The organism is Kitasatospora sp. NPDC059827 (assembly GCF_042731675.1).
In the GTDB taxonomy this organism is placed as follows: Bacteria; Actinomycetota; Actinomycetes; order Streptomycetales; family Streptomycetaceae; genus Kitasatospora.
On the sequence record NZ_JBHWIV010000003.1, the window covers coordinates 77,555 to 94,462 of the forward strand.

Annotated in this window: 17 protein-coding genes; 7 read left to right on the forward strand and 10 right to left on the reverse strand. The window is 73.6% G+C overall.

The genetic code is table 11. The features are described from left to right. Position 1: 1 nt before the first annotated feature. Together pruA and ACFV8H_RS02710 are read left to right on the forward strand one after the other, a co-directional pair. Entirely contained in the window at positions 2-1,630 is a 1,629-nt protein-coding gene (gene pruA / locus ACFV8H_RS02705) for an L-glutamate gamma-semialdehyde dehydrogenase (protein ID WP_375894473.1), read from the forward strand. A gap of 157 nt (positions 1,631-1,787) precedes the next feature. Continuing rightward, complete coding sequence (locus ACFV8H_RS02710) at positions 1,788-2,717, forward strand: proline dehydrogenase family protein (protein WP_375894476.1); 930 nt, start codon at positions 1,788-1,790, stop codon at positions 2,715-2,717. A gap of 60 nt (positions 2,718-2,777) precedes the next feature. Here the strand turns inward: ACFV8H_RS02710 and ACFV8H_RS02715 are convergent, their stop codons facing one another. Next, positions 2,778-3,377 (reverse strand): Uma2 family endonuclease, encoded by a 600-nt coding sequence (locus ACFV8H_RS02715; protein ID WP_380396228.1) that lies wholly within the window; start codon positions 3,375-3,377, stop codon positions 2,778-2,780. Between the two features lie 149 nt (positions 3,378-3,526). Here ACFV8H_RS02715 and ACFV8H_RS02720 point away from each other — a divergent pair, with 149 nt between their 5' ends. Then, entirely contained in the window at positions 3,527-4,228 is a 702-nt protein-coding gene (locus ACFV8H_RS02720) for an RraA family protein (RefSeq protein WP_375894479.1), read from the forward strand. An 11-nt stretch (positions 4,229-4,239) separates the two neighbouring features. Here ACFV8H_RS02720 and ACFV8H_RS02725 read toward each other — a convergent pair whose 3' ends face one another. The 4 genes from ACFV8H_RS02725 to ACFV8H_RS02740 form a co-directional block, all read right to left on the reverse strand. Continuing rightward, positions 4,240-4,728 (reverse strand): GNAT family N-acetyltransferase, encoded by a 489-nt coding sequence (locus ACFV8H_RS02725; protein ID WP_380396229.1) that lies wholly within the window; start codon positions 4,726-4,728, stop codon positions 4,240-4,242. Positions 4,729-4,786: 58 nt separating this feature from the next. Next, the gene (locus tag ACFV8H_RS02730; protein ID WP_380396230.1) at positions 4,787-5,752 is read right to left on the reverse strand and encodes an SGNH/GDSL hydrolase family protein; all 966 of its coding nucleotides are present in this window, start codon (positions 5,750-5,752) and stop codon (positions 4,787-4,789) included. 153 nt (positions 5,753-5,905) lie between these two features. Then, positions 5,906-7,282 (reverse strand): TerD family protein, encoded by a 1,377-nt coding sequence (locus ACFV8H_RS02735; protein ID WP_380396339.1) that lies wholly within the window; start codon positions 7,280-7,282, stop codon positions 5,906-5,908. A gap of 182 nt (positions 7,283-7,464) precedes the next feature. Then, positions 7,465-8,814, reverse strand: a complete 1,350-nt coding sequence (locus tag ACFV8H_RS02740) for a hypothetical protein (protein WP_380396231.1) — start codon at positions 8,812-8,814, stop codon at positions 7,465-7,467. A gap of 329 nt (positions 8,815-9,143) precedes the next feature. Between ACFV8H_RS02740 and ACFV8H_RS02745 the strand changes: the two genes are divergently transcribed. Further along, positions 9,144-9,644, forward strand: a complete 501-nt coding sequence (locus ACFV8H_RS02745) for an SsgA family sporulation/cell division regulator (RefSeq protein ID WP_375894490.1) — start codon at positions 9,144-9,146, stop codon at positions 9,642-9,644. Here ACFV8H_RS02745 and ACFV8H_RS02750 read toward each other — a convergent pair. The 3 genes from ACFV8H_RS02750 to ACFV8H_RS02760 form a co-directional block, all read right to left on the reverse strand. Then, on the reverse strand, positions 9,563-11,188 hold the full coding sequence (locus tag ACFV8H_RS02750; protein ID WP_380396232.1) for a GAF domain-containing protein: 1,626 nt from the start codon (positions 11,186-11,188) through the stop codon (positions 9,563-9,565). The two genes, ACFV8H_RS02745 and ACFV8H_RS02750, sit on opposite strands and share 82 nt — an antisense overlap. Positions 11,189-11,482: 294 nt before the next feature. After that, the gene (locus ACFV8H_RS02755; protein ID WP_380396233.1) at positions 11,483-12,718 is read right to left on the reverse strand and encodes a M48 family metalloprotease; all 1,236 of its coding nucleotides are present in this window, start codon (positions 12,716-12,718) and stop codon (positions 11,483-11,485) included. Continuing rightward, a complete protein-coding gene (locus tag ACFV8H_RS02760) occupies positions 12,718-13,230 on the reverse strand; it encodes a BlaI/MecI/CopY family transcriptional regulator (protein ID WP_380396234.1) in 513 nt (170 codons plus the stop codon). The genes ACFV8H_RS02755 and ACFV8H_RS02760 overlap by 1 nt, the downstream gene beginning before the upstream one ends. Positions 13,231-13,393: 163 nt before the next feature. Between ACFV8H_RS02760 and ACFV8H_RS02765 the strand changes: the two genes are divergently transcribed. The 3 genes from ACFV8H_RS02765 to ACFV8H_RS02775 all read left to right on the forward strand — a co-directional run bounded on the left by ACFV8H_RS02765 (position 13,394) and on the right by ACFV8H_RS02775 (position 15,405). Beyond that, the gene (locus ACFV8H_RS02765; protein WP_380396340.1) at positions 13,394-14,059 is read left to right on the forward strand and encodes a DedA family protein; all 666 of its coding nucleotides are present in this window, start codon (positions 13,394-13,396) and stop codon (positions 14,057-14,059) included. Further along, positions 14,059-14,721, forward strand: a complete 663-nt coding sequence (locus ACFV8H_RS02770) for a phosphatase PAP2 family protein (protein WP_380396235.1) — start codon at positions 14,059-14,061, stop codon at positions 14,719-14,721. The genes ACFV8H_RS02765 and ACFV8H_RS02770 overlap by 1 nt, the downstream gene beginning before the upstream one ends. 168 nt (positions 14,722-14,889) lie before the next feature. Further along, entirely contained in the window at positions 14,890-15,405 is a 516-nt protein-coding gene (locus ACFV8H_RS02775; RefSeq protein ID WP_380396236.1) for a pyridoxamine 5'-phosphate oxidase family protein, read from the forward strand. A gap of 1 nt (position 15,406) precedes the next feature. On the opposite strand, the gene ACFV8H_RS02780 is transcribed toward ACFV8H_RS02775, so the two are convergent. Beyond that, positions 15,407-16,057, reverse strand: coding sequence for a DUF3592 domain-containing protein (locus ACFV8H_RS02780; RefSeq protein WP_380396237.1), 651 nt, complete (start codon positions 16,055-16,057; stop codon positions 15,407-15,409). A gap of 436 nt (positions 16,058-16,493) precedes the next feature. Further along, positions 16,494-16,754 (reverse strand): hypothetical protein, encoded by a 261-nt coding sequence (locus tag ACFV8H_RS02785; RefSeq protein ID WP_380396238.1) that lies wholly within the window; start codon positions 16,752-16,754, stop codon positions 16,494-16,496. Between the last annotated feature and the right edge of the window lie 154 nt (positions 16,755-16,908).

Sequence of the window (16,908 nt, forward strand, 5' to 3'; positions counted from 1 at the left end):
CATGGACGCTGTGACCCAGGTCCCCGCGCCGGTGAACGAGCCGGTCCACAGCTACGCCCCCGGCAGCCCCGAACGGGCTCGCCTGGAGGCCAAGCTGAAGGAGCTGGGCGGCCAGGAGCCGGTCCAGCTGACCATGACGATCAACGGTGAGCGCCGGATGGGCGGCGGCACCGAGATCCACGTCGTCCAGCCGCACAACCACGCGGCTCGGCTCGGCACCCTGCGCAACGCCACCCAGGCCGACGCGCAGGAAGCCATCGACACTGCCCTGGCCGCTGCCCCGGCCTGGCAGGCGCTCTCCTTCGACTCGCGCGCCGCGATCTTCCTCAAGGCCGCCGACCTGCTGGCCGGCCCCTGGCGCGAGACCCTGGCCGCCGCCACCATGCTCGGCCAGTCCAAGACCGCCCAGCAGGCCGAGATCGACACCCCCTGCGAGCTGGTCGACTTCCTGCGCTTCAACGTGCACTTCGCCCGCCAGATCATGGCCGAGCAGCCGGTCTCCTCGGACGGCGTGTGGAACCGCAGCGACCACCGCCCGCTGGAGGGCTTCGTCTACGCGATCACCCCGTTCAACTTCACCGCGATCGCCGGCAACCTGCCGACCGCGCCCGCGCTGATGGGCAACGTGGTGCTGTGGAAGCCGTCCCCCACCCAGCAGTACTCCGCGCACCTGCTGATGCAGCTGCTGGAGGAGGCCGGCCTGCCCAAGGGCGTCATCAACATGGTGACCGGCGACGGCCTGGACGTCTCCGCCGTCGCGCTCAAGCACCCCGCGCTGGCCGGCATCCACTTCACCGGCTCCACCGCCACCTTCCAGCACCTGTGGCGTTCCGTCGGCGAGAACATCGCCGGCTACCGCACCTACCCGCGGATCGTCGGCGAGACCGGCGGCAAGGACTTCCTGGTCGCCCACCCGTCCGCCGACCCGGCCGTGCTGAAGACCGCGATGACCCGCGGCGCCTTCGAGTTCCAGGGCCAGAAGTGCTCGGCGCTCTCCCGCGCCTACGTCCCCGCCTCGATCTGGGCCGGCCTCAAGGACGAGTTCGCCGCCGAGGTCGACGGCCTCACCATGGGCGACGTCAGCGACCTGTCCAACTTCATGTCGGCCGTCATCGACGAGCGCGCCTTCGCCAAGAACAAGGCCGCCATCGACCGCGCCCACGCCGACGCCTCCGTCGAGGTCCTCGCCGGCGGCAGCTACGACGACTCGGTCGGCTACTTCGTCCGCCCGACCGTCCTGGTCTGCCAGGACCCGGCCGCGGAGTACTTCCGCGAGGAGTACTTCGGCCCGATCCTCGCCGTGTACGTCTACGAGGACGAGAAGTACGAGGAGATGCTGGCCCAGATGGAGTCCGTCTCCGCCTACGGCCTGACCGGCGCCATCATCGCCCAGGACCGCGCCGCGGCCCAGGACGCGATGCACAAGCTGCGCTTCGCCGCCGGCAACTTCTACATCAACGACAAGCCCACCGGCGCCGTCGTCGGCCAGCAGCCCTTCGGCGGCGGCCGCGCCTCCGGCACCAACGACAAGGCCGGCGCCAAGCAGAACCTGGCCCGCTGGACGTCGACCCGCTCGGTCAAGGAGACCTTCGTCCCGCCGACCGACTACCGCTACCCGCACATGGGCTGACCAGCCCACCCCGACCGCTCTGCGCCCAGTAGCCAACGGTCACCCGCGACGCCCGGCCCCGCAGCCGGGCGCCGCCCCGCCGGGGCGGCGGCTCACCCCCGTACCGCCGCCCCGGCTCTTTCTGCCACCCTTGGAAACATCAGCTCCAGGAGTCACGATGCTCCGTTCCGCCCTTCTCGCGGCCTCGCGGTCCCCCCAGGTCCGCACCGTGGTCGAGAAGTTCCCCCCGACCCACGCGATAGTCGAGCGCTTCGTCGCCGGTGACGTCCTCGACGACGCCGTGACCGCGACCGACGACCTGGTCGCGACCGGCCGCAAGGTCACCCTCGACCACCTCGGCGAGGACACCAAGGACGCCGCCCAGGCCGCCGGCACCGCCGAGGCGTACGAGCACCTGCTCAAGGCCCTCAAGGAGACCGGCCTCGCCGCCGGCGCCGAGGTGTCCGTCAAGCTGTCGGCCGTCGGCCAGTTCCTGCCGGTGGACGGCGAGAAGATCGCGCTGGAGAACGCCCGCCGCATCTGCGAGGCCGCCGCCGACGCGGGCACCACGGTGACCCTCGACATGGAGGACCACACCACCACCGACTCCACCCTCGCCATCGCGCGCGAGCTGCGGGCGGACTTCCCCTGGCTGGGCGTCGTCCTCCAGGCCTACCTGCGCCGCACCGAGGCCGACTGCCGCGAGTTCTCCGGCCCCGGCTCCCGGGTGCGCCTGTGCAAGGGCGCCTACAAGGAGCCCGAGTCGGTCGCCTTCCAGGGCAAGCACGAGGTCGACCTCGCGTACGTCCGCGCGCTCAAGATCCTGATGGCCGGCGAGGGCTACCCGATGATCGCCTCGCACGACCCCAACATGATCAAGATCGCCGGCCAGCTGGCCCAGTGGAACAACCGCACCCGGGACTCCTTCGAGTACCAGATGCTGTTCGGCATCCGCCCCGAGGAGCAGCTGCGCCTCGCGGAGGAGGGCAACACCATGCGGGTCTACCTCCCGTACGGCCAGGAGTGGTACGGCTACTTCATGCGCCGCCTCGCCGAGCGCCCGGCCAACCTCACCTTCTTCCTGCGCGCCATGGCCACCCGTAGCTGACCCTGGCGGCAGGATGAACGGCCCGCACCCCTGACGGGGGGTGCGGGCCGTTCCGTTTGCCTATGAGCGGAGGAAGTACTTGGTGTCCAGCTCGAAGTCGAACGGGGCGGGGAGGGCGAGCGGCTCACCGAAGGCGGCCAGGTGGACTTCGGTGTACTCGTCCCGGTGGGGCTTGCCGAAGAGGCTGACCTGCGATTTCTCGCGGTCGATGAGGAGGTACAGCGGGATGCCGGCCCGGGCGTAGCAGTGGCGCTTGGCGATGCGGTCCTGGTCCGGCTTGCTGGAGGTGATCTCGGCGACCATCGCGAGCCCGTCCGGGTCCATCCAGGGCGGGGCGTCCCAAAAGATGTCGAGTTCCCTCGGAGCGAAGGTCAGGTCCGGGATGACGTAGTTCTTGGGGCAGAGACCACCCCTGGCCAATCGAAGCCCCTTGTTGCCGGAGCCTTGCATACGGACTGCTGACTTCGCCTTCACCTCGTCGATCAGCAGGTCGAAGTAGTACTCGTGCCTGCCGTCCGGCGGTGGTGCCACGATGATCTCTCCCTCGATGAGCTCAGCCCGGAAGCCTTCGGGGGAGTGCAGGCTCAGGAAGCTCTCCAGCAGGATGTCGGCCTGCGACGGGGAGTTCGTGATCGGTTGCTCATGCGCCACAGCACTCATGATGCCCCTCCTTCGGATGGGCGTCACGCTATTCGCCCTTCGGTCGGGTTATGCAGTACACGGCGGACTTTCACTCGATGGTGTGAGTTTGAGGTCCGGCATAGGATTCCGGTACTGGTCAACTTGGCTTTCGGTGGGAGGAGTTGGGGATGTCCAAGGGGTTCGAGGAGTTTGAGGGGTTGTCGACGCCGTTGGTGGCGGATGCGTGTGTGCGGCTCGGGGTGGGGGTGCGGGCGGCGCCGGTGGGGGTGGGGGCGGTGGTGGCCGGAGCGCGGGTGGCGGGGCGGGTGCTGCCGGTGCGGCACTACGGGAGCGTGGACGTGTTCCTGGAGGCGTACGGGGGCGCGCTGGACGGGGACGTGCTGGTGATCGACAACGGCGGGCGGACCGACGAGGCCTGCATCGGGGACCTCGCGGTGCTGGAGGCGCGGGCCGCCGGGGTGGCCGGGATCGTGGTGTGGGGGCTGCACCGGGACACGCCCGAGCTGGTGGAGATCGGGCTGCCGGTGTTCAGCTACGGCGCGCTGCCGGTGGGCCCGCTGCGGCTGGACGGCCGGGAGCCGGAGGCGCTGGAGTCGGCGCGGTTCGGGCCGCACCTGGTGACCGCCGGGGACGTGGTGTTCGCGGACGCGGACGGGGTGCTGTTCGTGCCGGCCGACCGGGCCGGGGAGGTGCTGGAGACGGCCGCCGGGATCGCCGCCACCGAACGGGCGCAGGCCGGGCGGATCACGGCCGGGGACACCCTGCGGAGGCAGACCCGCTTCGAGGAGTTCCTGGAGCGGCGCGCCGCCGACCCGTCGTACAGCTTCCGGCAGCACCTGCGGCGGGTCGGCGGGGCGATCGAGGAGTAGGGCCCCCGTGGCTACAGCGGGCGGTACATGACGTGCAGGCCGACGTAGCCGTCGACCGGGTGGTGGAAGGCCTCGGGGACGGTGCCGACCACCTCGAAGCCCAGCGAGCGGTACAGCTTGACGGCGTGGTCGTTGTTGGCGACCACCGCGTTGAACTGCATGGCGCGGAAGCCCGCCCCGCGGGCCCAGTCGAGGGTGTACTCGACCAGGGCCCGCCCGATGCCCTTGCCGTGGTGCGCCGGGTCGACCATGTAACTGGCGCTGGCCACGTGCCCGCCGTTGCCGGGGCGGTTGCGGTTCATGGTGGCGGTGCCGAGGACCGTGCCGTCCTCGTCGACGGCGACCACGGTGCGGTCGGGGGCGGTCTTCATCCACCACTCCCGGCCCAGCTCGGAGGGCATGTCCAGGGGGTAGGGGAAGGTCTCGCCGGCGGCGACGATGGCGTGGAAGAACGGCCAGATGGCCGACCAGTCCTCGGGGGTGGCTTCGCGGATGATCATCCGACCAGGATGATCCCCGGTGGCGGGCCGTGCCACCGGTTTTCCCGCCGGGCGCCGGTCAGTTGCCGAGGAGGGTGGACTCGACCTGGGCGGCGGCGAACTTCTGGCCCTTGGCGTTGGGGTGCACCAGCGCGTACTTGAGCGGGATGATGCTGGTCAGCACGCCGTCCAGCCAGTGGTCGGGGTCGCAGACGCTGTGTCCGGCGGAGCCCGGGTAGAGGTCGACGTAGGTGTCCTGCTGGGCCGAACTCGTCTGCTCGATGGCCAGGTTGAGCGGCTTGAGGATGCTGTCGCGGGCCCAGCCGAGGTCGCCGGGGGTGAAGGTGCCGAACTGCAGCAGGTTGCCGTACTGGCAGCGGGTGGCGTCCTCGGGGATCAGGTGCGGGTAGCCGACGGTGACGACCCGGGCGGACGGGGCCTTCTGCTGGAGGGCGGTGAGCATGGCGGTGTAGTCGGTGCGCAGCTGGTCGAGCCGGCCGGGGATCTGGGCGTCGTACTTGTCCTTGCAGGGCGTGCCCAGGCCGAGGTGGGTGGCGCCGAGTTCGATGCAGTCCTTGAGGATCTGTCCGAAGCCGAGGTCGTTGCCGCCGGTGCTCACGGTGATCACGGCGGTGTCCGGGTCGACGACGTCGATCTGCGGCGGGACGGGCGGGTACGGCGCGTCGGGGTCGCTGCCGAAGGGCGGGAGCGGGCGGCCGAGCGGGCTCTGCTTGTTCGTGGAGACGTCCGGGCTGGTGGCGCCGCTGCAGCTGGCGTTGTGGAGGTCGACCAGGGCGCCGAGGTCGCGGCGGATCAGCTCGGGGTAGGAGCCGGTGGTGCGGGCGCAGCCGTCCTGGGGCGCGGTGAGGTCGCCGGTGGCCTCGATGACGCCCGCGGTGTAGGAGTCGCCGAGGGCAGCCCACTTGAGCGTGCCGGTCCGGGTGGCGGGCTTGGCCCCGGCGTGAGCCGCGCCGGGGGTGATCAGGCCGACGGTGAGGGCGACAGCGGCGCCGGCGACGGCGAGGCGGGACGGGAAGCGGGGCACGGTCTCTCCTCCACGGGTGCACAGGTGCGTGAGTGCAGGGGAGGATGTGCTTCACCCCCCGGAGAGTCAATCGAGTCGATCCGTGGACGACTTGATGCCCCAGGGGGGTGAATTCGCTGGCGTGGCTTTGACGTTGAGCGGATGTGGTCGGGATCAGAGGAGGGCGGCGGAGGGCTCGATCATCGCCCGGGCGGTCTTGCCGTCGACGAACTCGCCGAGCGCCGTCATCTCCCACTCGCCGGTGGGGCGGCGGACCAGCTTGCACATCACCACGCCGGTGCGCGGCTCGGAGTGGGTCAGGTCGAAGCGGACCAGCTCCTCCTCGGTGCGGACGTCCACCAGGCGGCAGTAGGCGTTCCGCAGCTCGGTGAACTTCTGGCCGGAGAAGGAGTTGACCACGAACACCAGCGCGTGGACCTCGGCCGACAGGCCCTCCAAGTGGACGGTGATCGCCTCGTCGTCACCGCCGTCACCGCCGACCAGGTTGTCGCCGGAGTGGGCGATCGCGCCGTTGAAGATGCTCAGCTTCATGAACCAGGCCGTCTCCAGGCGCCGGTGCTTCGCGTCGAAGGCCAGGCAGGAGGCGTCCAGGTCGATGTCACGGCCGCGGGCGGCGGACTCCCAGCCGAGAGCCATCCGGACCGAGGAGAGGAAGGGGCGGCCGTTCTTCACCAGGGAGACGGAGCTGCCCTTGACCAGGTTGACCCGGCCCTTGTCGAGGGTGACCTTGGGGCGCTCGGCGGGGGCGGGGGTGGGCGTCGCTGCCGGGGTCGGGGTCGGGGCCGGGGCCGGTGCCGGGGGCTCCGGGGGTGCGGCGGGCATGGACGGGACGGTGGCCAGGGCGATCCGGGGGTCGACCGAGGGAGCCGGCGGCGCCGGGGGCACGGGCGGGGTCGGGGGCACCGGCGGGACGGGCGGGACGGGCGGCAGCGGAAGGTCGGCCGGGGAGTGCATCTGGAGGGTCGGCGCGCTCGCCTGCGGGGCGGGGGTCGGCGCTGCCTGCGGTGCCGGTGCCGGTGCCGGTGCCGGTGCCGGGGAGTCGTCGACGGTGACGCCGAAGTCGGTGGCGATGCCCGCCAGCCCGTCCGCGTACCCCTGACCGACCGCGCGCACCTTCCAGACCCCGTTGCGCCGGTAGATCTCCACCACGATGAGCGCGGTCTCCAGGCCCAGCCGGGGCGGGGTGAAGGTGGCCAGGACGGCACCGGTGTCGGCGTCCCGGACGGTGGCGGTGGGCTCGATCCCGGCGAAGGTGGCGGACTGGTCGGCCGGGCTGGCGGTGACCACGACCTTGCTGATGTCCGCCGGGACGGCCGGGGTGTCGACGGTGATCGCGTCCGGTGCTCCGGCGGCGGCCGGGCGCAGGCTCACGCCCGGGCCGTGCGGGGCGTTGAAGAAGACGAAGTCGGCGTCCGAGCGGACCTTGCCGGCGTCGGTCAGCAGCAGGCCGGAGACGTCCAGCGCCTTGGGCGCGGTGACCTCGACGGTCACCCGCGCGGCGGTCAGCGGTGCGTTGCCGCCTTGGGTCAGGACGGTGGACAAGGACTCCTCCTCGGGTGCGGAACGACGGCCCGGGCCGGGGCCGCTGGGGGCGTCGGGCCGGGTGCTGCACACAGTAACGAACGGGGGTGCGGGGATGAGCCCGGTGAGCTGGCCGATCGTCGGACGATCGGATCGGCCGAGGGGAGGTCAGCGAATCGGCAGGGGCGAGGTCAGCGGGCCTGGCCCACCGGCTGCTGGGCGGCCTGCGGCGCGGGCTGGAGCGCCTGCTGCGGCGCGGTCTGCCGGGTGGGCTGCCGGGTGGACTGCGCTGCCGACGGCGGGACGGGCGGCCGGCCGCCGGGCTGCTGGGTGGCGTGCTGGGCGGGCTGCTGGGCGGCCTGCTGGTTGGCCTGCGGCGCCGACGGGCCGAAGCTGCCGAGCGCGGCGACCGCCCGGGGGCGGTCGATGCCGAAGGCCGCGGCGTTCCAACCCTCCTGCGGGCCCGACTTGCGCACCGGACCGGTCTGCTGGGTCGGGCGGGTGCCGCGCACGACGAAGCCGTAGCGGCCGGGCTCGACGTCGGTGCCGGGCGGGGTGGTGAAGCGGTAGACCAGGGTGCCGCGTTCCTGCTGGGTGGTCACCACGGCGCCCGGCAGGTCGGTCCAGACGGTTCCGGTGCCGGGGGCCAACTCGCCTGCGGCGAGCCGGAATTCGGCCTGCAGTGCGGTGACCGGTTCGCTCACGGTGAGGTCGAGCGCGTGCCGGAGGCCGTCGCGGCCGAGGGTGGTGGTCAGCCCGGCGCCGGTCAGGGCCTGGTCGGTGTCCGGGGCGGTGCCGTCGGTGGTCTCGGTGCCCCCGGTGGCGCCGGTGCTCTCGGTGCCGGCGGCGCTTCCGGGGACGACGGCGGCCGGCGGCGGGAGCGGGCGGCCGGGCTTGGCTGGCTGGAGCGCGGGCGGGTGCGGGGACTCGCCCGTACCGGCTGCGCCGACGTCCGGCCGTCCGGTGCCCGTCTGCCCACTGCCCGGCTGCCCGGGGGTCGGGGCGGACGGGTCGGCGGCCGTGGGCGGCTGGGCGGAGGGGGAGGAGCCGTCGGCCGGGGTGTCGGCCGAGGGGCGCGGGTCGTGCCCGGCGGAGGCCTGCCCGCCGGTCGACGGCGTGACCGGGGCGGCCGTTCCGGCGCGCAGCCCTGACGGCGGCGTGGCGGCGGCGTTGGCCGGGCCGGACGGGTGCGTCGAGGGGTGGCCGGAGGGCTTCGGGGCGTGCGGGTGGCCGGAGGGCGGGGGAGGGGTGTCCGTGGTCCGCTCGGAGGCGGCCTCGGCCTGGTCCGTACCGCTCGGGCTGGGCGGCGGGGTGGTGCCGACCCGGGCGACGCCGGCCCGACGGCCGATGCCCTGCTGCTCGTTCAACAGGAGGGTGGTGGCGATGCTGATGCCGACGACGGTGGACATCGCCATCGCGGCACCGGAGAAGCGCAGGGTGGGCAGCCGGAAGCGGCCGCCGAACGGGCGGGGCCGACCGTGTCGACCCTGCCGTGCGGGTTCGTGCTGCACGTCCCGCGTGGTCTCCCCACGCACAGCCACCGGACCCCTCCCTCCCCGAAGCCGCCGTCGCGTCGCCGTATTCTCCCACGCACCACGCCGGGCAGCGGTCCGGCCGTTCCGGGCCGGCCTCGCGGGCGGGCCCGCGCCGGGAGGGGGAGAGCGTACCAGCGGGTGGCCGGACGACGGACAGTATCCCTCCATTTTCCGGACATCCGTTCGATGAGCGGAAGTTGACGGTCCGTCTGATATTCCTGGTAAGGGTCGGCGGGCCCGGGCGGGGGTTATTGCAACCCCCTTGCAACCCTTGCCCGCCCGGTCGCCGGTGACGCAGGCTGATGGCATCCCGCGCCGTTCCCGGAGAGACCGTCATGCCGCCCGACCCGCTGTCCGCAGCCTCCAGTGCCCCCCTCGCCGCCACCCCCACGGGCGGCGATGGGGGTGGCTCCACCGCCGCTCCGGTGTCGGTGGAGGAGGTGCTGACGCTGCGGATCTCACTGGGCGACGAAGTGGTCGGCGAGGTGTGCACCCGGTTCCGCTTCGACGCCGTACGGCCCTACGAGGTGCTGCTGACCTTCCACCTGGGGCGTCCGGACGAGGCGGACTGGGTGTTCTCCCGCGACCTGCTGCGCGACGGACTCCAGGGGATCAGCGGCCAGGGCGACGTCAAGCTGTGGCCGGCGTACTGCCCCTGCCACGGCTCGACACTGCACCTGGCGCTCGAATCCCCGCACGGCAGCGCCCTGCTGGAGGCCTCCAGGCCCCGGGTGCAGGCCTGGCTGGACCGCACCTACGCACTGGTCTCGGCCGAGGCCGAGCGCGACTGCGGGCCCACCGACGCCCAGTTGGCCGCGCTGCTCGCGGGCGGCTGAGGGGCGCAACTCTCCTTCGTGGGAGGGGTGTTGGTGACGGCACCGTCGGTGGACGCGCGGTTCGTGGGGGTGCTGTTCGTCGGGGTGCACGGCGCGGACGGGTCGCCGTCCGGGACCGCCGGGCCCCCGCCGTGGCGCGGTGACGGCACGGGTGCCGCGGCCCCGGGCAGCCGGACCAGGCCCGCCACCAGCTCCGCCCGCAGCCGCCGTACCGCGGGGGCCGTGGAGGAGGGCAGCAGGTCGAGCGGATCGGCCGGCCCCTCCACCGTGACCAGCACCGAGTCGGCGAAGCGGTACGGCCGGTGGGCCAGCAGGCCGCCCAGGTAGCGGCGCAGCCGGGACAGTTCGGCGCGGACCGTGACCGTCCGCCCCGCGTCGCCGAACAGCGCCTCGGCCAACTGGGCCGCCGTACTGCCCTCGCGGGCGGTGGCGAGCAGCAGCAGGAGCTCGGCATGGCGCGGGCTGACCGGGTGCGACCAGCTGTCGGCCGCGCCCCGGACGGACAGTTCGGGGCGGTCCGGTCGCCGCAGGTCGAGGCGGAGCCGGGCGCCCTCGGCGCGTTCGGCGGTCACCGTGCCGGAGCCGTCCGCCCCGGTCGGGCGGACGGGCCGCACCAGCCAGCCGTCCGCGAGCGGTTCCAGCACGCACTCGCCCAGCCCCGGCACCCAGTGCACGGCGGCCGGGACCCAGCCCTCGCTGGGGATGCGCAGCCGGCTCTGCGGCGGGAGCCCGGCCGAGGCGGCGGTCCAGCCGGCCGCGTCCACCACCAGGGCCGGTCCGCCGACCCGGGCGAGCAGCGGGGCGGCCAGGGTGCGCAGCCGGTTCAGCGCCTCCAGGCGGTGGGCACGCAGCTCGGTCTCGGCGAGCCGGGCGGCGGTGGCGGTGAGCTGGAGCAGGTACGGGCGGACGTTGTGGGCCGGGCCGCTGAGGTTGATGGCGCCGACCAGCCGGCCGGTGGTCGGGTCGTGCACGGGGGCGGCCACGCAGGTCCAGGTGTGGTGGCTGCGCAGGTAGTGCTCGGCGGAGTGGACGTGCATCGGGCGCTGGGCGCGCAGCGCGACGCCGATGCCGTTGGTGCCGACGGTCTCCTCGATCCAGCGGGCGCCGGTGACGAAGCCGATCCGGTCGGCGCTGCGGCGCAGGCCGCGTTCGCCCTCCTGCCAGAGCACGTGGCCCTCGGCGTCGGCGATGGCGAGGATCAGCGGTGCCTGGCCCACCGGCTCCAGCAGGGTCTCGCGCAGCACCGGCATGACGTCGTCGAGGCCGCTGGACCGGCGGCGCTGCTCCAGCTCGGCGGGGCCGAGCAGGACGGTGGAGGCGCCGGTGTCGGGGTCGAGGCCGAGGCGGCGCAGCCTCGCCCAGGAGTCGCCGATCTCGGGGCGGGGTTCGAGCCGGCCGGGCGTAGCGGGCCCGGGGTTCTCGGGGAGGACGAGTTCGCGGGCGGCGGCGTCGGCGAGGGTGCGTTCGTGGACCCTGGCCAGCTCCGCCGCGGTCGGCGGGGTGCGGCGCTCTGGTCGTCGGGACTGCCGTCCGGTCTGCCGCACTCGGGTTGCTCCTCGCCGCCGTTCGAGGACGCGCCGGGGTCGACGCGCTGACGAAAGCGTACGGGTGCGACGGGCGCGTGGGGACGGGGTCCACCAAGTCCGCATACCGGGCGGTACGGAAACGGCGGGGGGCGCCCGGCGGGCGCTTCTTCCGTGCCCTTGCGGTGTCCTTTCGGCGATCGTCCGGCGATGGTTCGGCGATCGTCGGGCGATGGTTCGGCGCCCTTCCGGCGTCCATCCGGCGCCCTTCCGGCGCCTTTTCGAGGTCGGCCGGCAGCGCACGTCCGGGGGCGGCTAGCGCTCCGTACCGGGTTCGTGCTGGGCGGTCTCGACGGTGTGGTGGAGGTCGGCGGTGGCCTCCAGGGTGGCCCCGGTGGTCAGGGCCAGGCAGGCGGCCAGCGCCAGCGCGACGGCCCGCAGCCGGGTGGCCGGGGCGGTGGAGGGGAGGGGCTGGAGGAGGGCCGCGACCCGTCGCGGGACCGGGCCGGAGTGGGCGGCGGCGACCAGCCGGGGCCGGGCCGGCCAGGGCGAGCGGCTCGCGGCGAGGGCGGCCCGGCCGACCGCGCGGGCGGTCACGGCGCGGTCGCCGATCCGGGCGGCGGCCACCTCGTCGGCCCAGCGCTCCAGGTGGTACCCGAGGGGAGCGCGCAGTGGGCGGAGCGCCGGGTGGACGTCGGCGGCGTGCTCGGCGAGGGCGAGGAAGACGTGGTGCCGGCCGGTCAGGTGGGCGCGCTCGTGGGCGAGCAGGGCGGAGCGCTCGGGCCCGCTGAGGGCGCGCAGCATCCCGGAGGTGACCACGATCCGGCCGGGCTCGCCGGTCCGGCCGGGGCGGCGCAGGCGGCCGGGGAGGGCGAAGGCGTCGGCGCACTCGTCGTCCAGCACGGTGAGCGGGTGGTCGGCGGGGTGCCGGAGCCGGGCCAGGGCCTGCCGCCAGGCCGCCCGGGCGAGGCGGCGTGCGGGGCGGCGTGCGGAGCGCGGGGCGGGGCGTCCGGCGGGGTACCGGGCGGGGTCCTGGGGCCCGCGCTGGGCGCGCGCCCAGCGCATCGGGGCTTGCCGGGGGCGCGTGTCCGGATGCTGGTCGGCGTCCGTCTCAGCGCACGTCGCGGTGTGCGATGCGGTGTGCGATGCGGTGTCTGCCTCGGGGCCCGGTGCAGCCGCTGTCCCGGCGCCCGACCCGGGCAGTGCGGCCCGGGCGGTGCGCAGTTCCCGGCACCGGTGGCGGGTCGTCCGTACGGCCAGGGCGGCGAGCGCGGCCAGGGCGAGGCCGGCCACCGCTGCGGCGAGCGGGGCGCTGGGCGCGGCGGCGGTGAGCCAGGGCAGCGAGAGGTGGCCGAGGGCGGCGACCGGGGGCAGCTGGAGCAGTCCGGCGGTGGCGAGCAGTCCGAGTGAGCAGAGGGTGCCGCCGGCCAGGACGGTGGCGGTGCCGGCCAGCAGCCAGGCGGCGGCCCGGGGCGGCAGCGCATCGGCGAGCCGGCGGGCCAGCGGGACGGTCAGGAAGGGCAGCAGCAGCGGCGCCCAGACGGCGATCATCACGGGGCGCCCGCCGATCCGGGGCCGCCCGTCGGTCGGGGGCCGCTCGCCGCTGCGGGTCTGCCGCCTGCGCTGTCGGTGCCGTCGGCCTCGACCTCGGCCTCGGCCCCGACATCGGTGCCGTCGGTTACGTCGCTGACGTCGGTGCCGTCGCCGAGCAGGGCGCGCAGCAGCTGCTCGTCCTCGGCGGAGAGGTCGGAGACGAAGCGGGCGAGCACGGTGGAGCGGTCGGCCTCGCGGCCGAGCTCGGTGTGCATCCGGCGGGCGGCGAGGCCCGCCGTGTCCTGGACGGTCGGGGTGTAGGCGTAGGCGCGGCCGGCCCGGGTGCGTTCGACCGTCCCCTTGTCGTGCAGCCGGGCCAGGATCGTCGCGATGGTGGTGCGGGCGAGGTCCCCGCCGAGCGCCGTCTGGACGTCCTGCGGGGTCATCGGCTGCCGGGCCGACCACAGGGCGGCCAGCACCTCGGACTCCAGCTCCCCGGCGGGCCGGCGGGCGGACGGTACGTCGGACATGGCGGCGCTTCCTCCAGCTTTCGTCTACAGTCATGTAGACCGTCTACGTCACTGTAGACGGTCCCGGGCGGGTCCGCCGCGCGTCGCGGCGACCGCCCCCCAACGTACGGGAGGTCCGCCAGCCTTGCTCCAGTTCCCCGCCGATCCGGCCGTTCACCTCGCGATGGGCACCCACCTCTCGATGGGCACCCACCTCGCCGTGAACCCGCTGGACGCCTCCTCGCTGCTCGCCGCCTTCGGGGCGTTCGGCATCGCCGTGGTGCTGTTCGCCGAGACCGGCCTGCTGGTGGGCTTCTTCCTGCCCGGCGACTCGCTGCTGTTCACCGCGGGCCTGCTCTGCGTGCCCGGCGCCACCAAGGGCCCGCAGCTGCACCTGTGGCAGGTGCTCCCCGCCGCCCTGATCGGGGCGCTGGCCGGGGCCCAGGTCGGCTACCTGATCGGCCGGCGCGGCGGCCGGGCGCTGCTGGGCCGGACCAAGCGCAAGAGCCTGCTGGAGGGCGTGGCGCGGGCCGAGGAACTGCTGGCCAAGTACGGCCACGGCAAGGCGATCGTGCTGGCCCGGTTCATCCCGGTGGTCCGTACGGTGCTGAATCCGCTCTGCGGCGTACTCGAAGTGCCGGTCCGCTCGTTCACCTTCTGGCAGGTCACGGGCGGTGCGGTCTGGACCGTCGGCGTGGTGCTGGCAGGGTACGGGCTCGGGTCCTCGATTCCCGGGATCGACCAGTATCTGCTGCCGATCATCGGTCTGGTAGTAGTTGTCTCCGTGCTCCCCATTGTTCTCGAACTGTTCCGCGCCCGTAAGGCGCGCCGTCACGGAGGTGACGTGTGATGTCCTCTCGGGCTCTCGCCGTGTACGACGGCAGTGGCATCGACGGCGGCCTCTACACCCAGGTGAACAAGTGGGCGCAGTCCGCCCCGACCTGGCTGGACGACGTGATCAAGGTCTGGTCCGCGATCGGTCTCGGCCTGTTCGCCCTGTTCATGCTGTACGCCTGGTGGCGGGCGCGCGGCGCCGACTCCGCGGTGATGGCCAAGGTGCTCGCATCCCCGGTGATCGTGGTCGTCGCGTACGGCCTCAACTCCGTGCTCAAGGGCATGGTCGAGGAACTCCGGCCGTGCGCGCAGATCAAGGGCAGCGTCTCGTTGGAGACCTGCCCCGCCGCCGGTGACTGGTCCTTCCCCAGCAACCACTCGGTGATCGCCTTCGCCGCCGCGATCTCGCTCTGGTTCGTCAGCCGCCGGCTCGGCGTCGTCGCCACCGTCTTCGCGGCCCTGATGGCCGCCTCCCGGGTCTGGGTCGGCGTGCACTACCCCCACGACGTGGCGGTCGGCGCCCTCGTCGGCACCCTGGTCGCGCTGGCGCTGGCCCCGCTGGCCGGACGCTGCGGACCGCTCGTCGACAGGATGCGGTCGGGCGCGCTGCGTCCCCTGCTCGGCCCCGGCACGGTGCCGGTGGTGACCCGCGGGTACGCCTCGCACCGCGCGCAGTAGAACCCGTAGAACCCTTAGAACCCATTTCGTGAGCGGCCCGCCCCTTGTCCGGTTTCGGACGGCGGGTGGAGCATGTGAGCCGGGCGTGCGGCCCCTGACGGGGGCGCCCGCCCGGCTCAGTCGTGCTCGGGGCGCGAAGGCACCGGGCGCCAGCGGAGGGAGTGCCGAATGCCGTACCGACTCGACGTCACGCAGGGGGACTGGCCGGGCGACCTGCTGCACAAGGGCGTCGAAGGACTGCTCGCCGAGGCCATGGTGCTCACCCTCGCCACCGCCGGCCACGAGCACGGACCGCACGCCAACCTCGCCTTCTTCGCCTACGACGAGGACCTCGTCCTCTACTTCGTCAGCGAGCGCTCCACCCGGCACAGCCACCACCTCGCCGAGGAGGCCCGGGCCGCCGCCACCGTCTTCCTGCCACCGCCCGCCTTCGGCGAGCAACTGCGCGGACTCCAGCTGACCGGCAGCGCGAGCGAGGCCTGGGGGCACCAGGCGGAAGCCGCCCTGGCGGCCTACCAGGGGCGGTACCCGGCCTTCGCCCAGGACGAGGAGGTCCGGCGGCAGTACCTCACCGGGGGCGGGGCGGCGGCGCTGTACCGGTTCCAGGTCGAGGACCTCACGGCGGTCGACGAGCCCAACTTCGGACGGCGCAACTACCTGCGGGCCCGGGTGGTGCGGGAGTAGCTCACCGCCCGTCCTGCGGGCTGCCGCCGATGACGAGGCCGCGCCGGTACGGCACCCGGCGCGGGCGCCCGTTGCGGACCACCGCCACCCCGAGACCGGCCGTGCCCGCCAGCAGGACGGCGTTGAGGCCGAGGGCGACGGCCCCGTCCCTGAGGAAGTCGACGTTCTCCGGGAGGCGCGCCTCCGCGACGCCCCTGGGGTCGTAGCGGACGGTGATCCGGTCGCCGACCGCGTGCGAGCGCAGGCCCGCGGACACCATGCCGTTCGGGATCGGCGCGCCGTTCTCGTCGGCGACCTCGTACGACGAGCTCGGCTGCTTGCCCTGCGGGCGGTCGTGCACCGCCGTGACACGGGCAGTGGTGGTCACCCCGGAAGTGCTCAGGATCACCGAATCCCGGGCCGACGCCACCGACCCCAGCGCGAGGAGCCACAGGACCGCGCCGAACGCCGCCATCCAGCAGCCCAACGCCGCCCCGAGCAGCCGGACCACGCCCACGACCCAGGCCACCCCGACCACCAACCCGAGCAGCGACGCCGTACCGAAACCGATGTACGTGCTCACCGCCACCAGCCCGAACGTCCCGGCCGGCACCGCCGCCACCAGCGCACCCGCCAACGCGACCGTCCCGCGTCTCGCCCTCGTCCCCGCCACTGCTGCCCCCGCTCCTCGATGCGCCGGGGTGGAACGCTACGCCCGCCCCCTCCCGCCCCTCGGCCGGGGGCTCCTGTTCCTGAGCGCCCGAGAGCGGGTCTCGTGGCAGTCAGGCCGTAGCCGAAGCGGAGGTTGATCGACGTGAGCGCGGGTGGTCACGTCTTCTTCCTCGCCAGGCTCGTCGATGACGCCGTCGCGTGCTCCCGATGGGAGTAGGAAGTCGGCCGGACCGACTTCCTGGTCATCATCGTCGGCCCCGACAGGCGGCGGCGGAGGACGCCCTGGTAGGAGAGGGTGGCCAAATCGCCCTTCACCTCGATGACTTCGACCAGGATGAGGGGCGCCCCCGGCGTGGCGATCTGCCACTCGGCGAGCTCGGCTGGTCCAGAGCGGGGGCGGCTCCGGCCGGGGCCGGAGCCGCCTGCGACGACGAACCTCAATCGGGTGGGATCGGGGCTTCCTCGGCGTCGAGGAAGAAGTAGGCGTAGACCTTCGCCAGGTAGCCGTACATCTCCTCTGCGGTTTCGAACTCGATGAAGGTGTGGTCGCAGAACTCGCCGGGCGTCATGCTTCGCTCGGCGAGCAGCCGCTCGAAGCTCAGCCGGAAGGCGTCGTACGAACGGAAGCCGCGGATCGTGAACCGGGTTTTGGCCAGGTAGTACGGGTCGGCCGTTTCGACGTTGAGGTACACCTGCATGAAGCCGGCCAGGTCGTGCTCCCGGGGTTCCTCGGCCGAGCGGGAACGGGAGGTCCTCGCTGTCGGCGAAGGGGCACGCGTGAATTTTCGCCAGAAGGGCATACGTCTCCGTTTCAGCGGCCTTCCTCATTGTCCAGGCCGCCCAGCGTGGCGG

Excerpts from the sequence above, each read along its gene's own strand:
- ACFV8H_RS02770 (WP_380396235.1), top strand. The coding sequence starts at position 14,059 with ATGTCCTCTCGGGCTCTCGCCGTGTACGACGGCAGTGGCATCGACGGC.
- ACFV8H_RS02715 (WP_380396228.1), bottom strand. The coding sequence starts at position 3,377 with ATGAGTGCTGTGGCGCATGAGCAACCGATCACGAACTCCCCGTCGCAG.
- ACFV8H_RS02720 (WP_375894479.1), top strand. The coding sequence starts at position 3,527 with ATGTCCAAGGGGTTCGAGGAGTTTGAGGGGTTGTCGACGCCGTTGGTG.
- ACFV8H_RS02760 (WP_380396234.1), bottom strand. The coding sequence starts at position 13,230 with ATGTCCGACGTACCGTCCGCCCGCCGGCCCGCCGGGGAGCTGGAGTCC.
- ACFV8H_RS02755 (WP_380396233.1), bottom strand. The coding sequence starts at position 12,718 with ATGATCGCCGTCTGGGCGCCGCTGCTGCTGCCCTTCCTGACCGTCCCG.
- ACFV8H_RS02775 (WP_380396236.1), top strand. The coding sequence starts at position 14,890 with ATGCCGTACCGACTCGACGTCACGCAGGGGGACTGGCCGGGCGACCTG.
- ACFV8H_RS02785 (WP_380396238.1), bottom strand. The coding sequence starts at position 16,754 with ATGCAGGTGTACCTCAACGTCGAAACGGCCGACCCGTACTACCTGGCC.
- ACFV8H_RS02745 (WP_375894490.1), top strand. The coding sequence starts at position 9,144 with ATGCCGCCCGACCCGCTGTCCGCAGCCTCCAGTGCCCCCCTCGCCGCC.
- pruA (WP_375894473.1), top strand. The coding sequence starts at position 2 with ATGGACGCTGTGACCCAGGTCCCCGCGCCGGTGAACGAGCCGGTCCAC.
- ACFV8H_RS02765 (WP_380396340.1), top strand. The coding sequence starts at position 13,394 with ATGGGCACCCACCTCTCGATGGGCACCCACCTCGCCGTGAACCCGCTG.
- ACFV8H_RS02710 (WP_375894476.1), top strand. The coding sequence starts at position 1,788 with ATGCTCCGTTCCGCCCTTCTCGCGGCCTCGCGGTCCCCCCAGGTCCGC.
- ACFV8H_RS02725 (WP_380396229.1), bottom strand. The coding sequence starts at position 4,728 with ATGATCATCCGCGAAGCCACCCCCGAGGACTGGTCGGCCATCTGGCCG.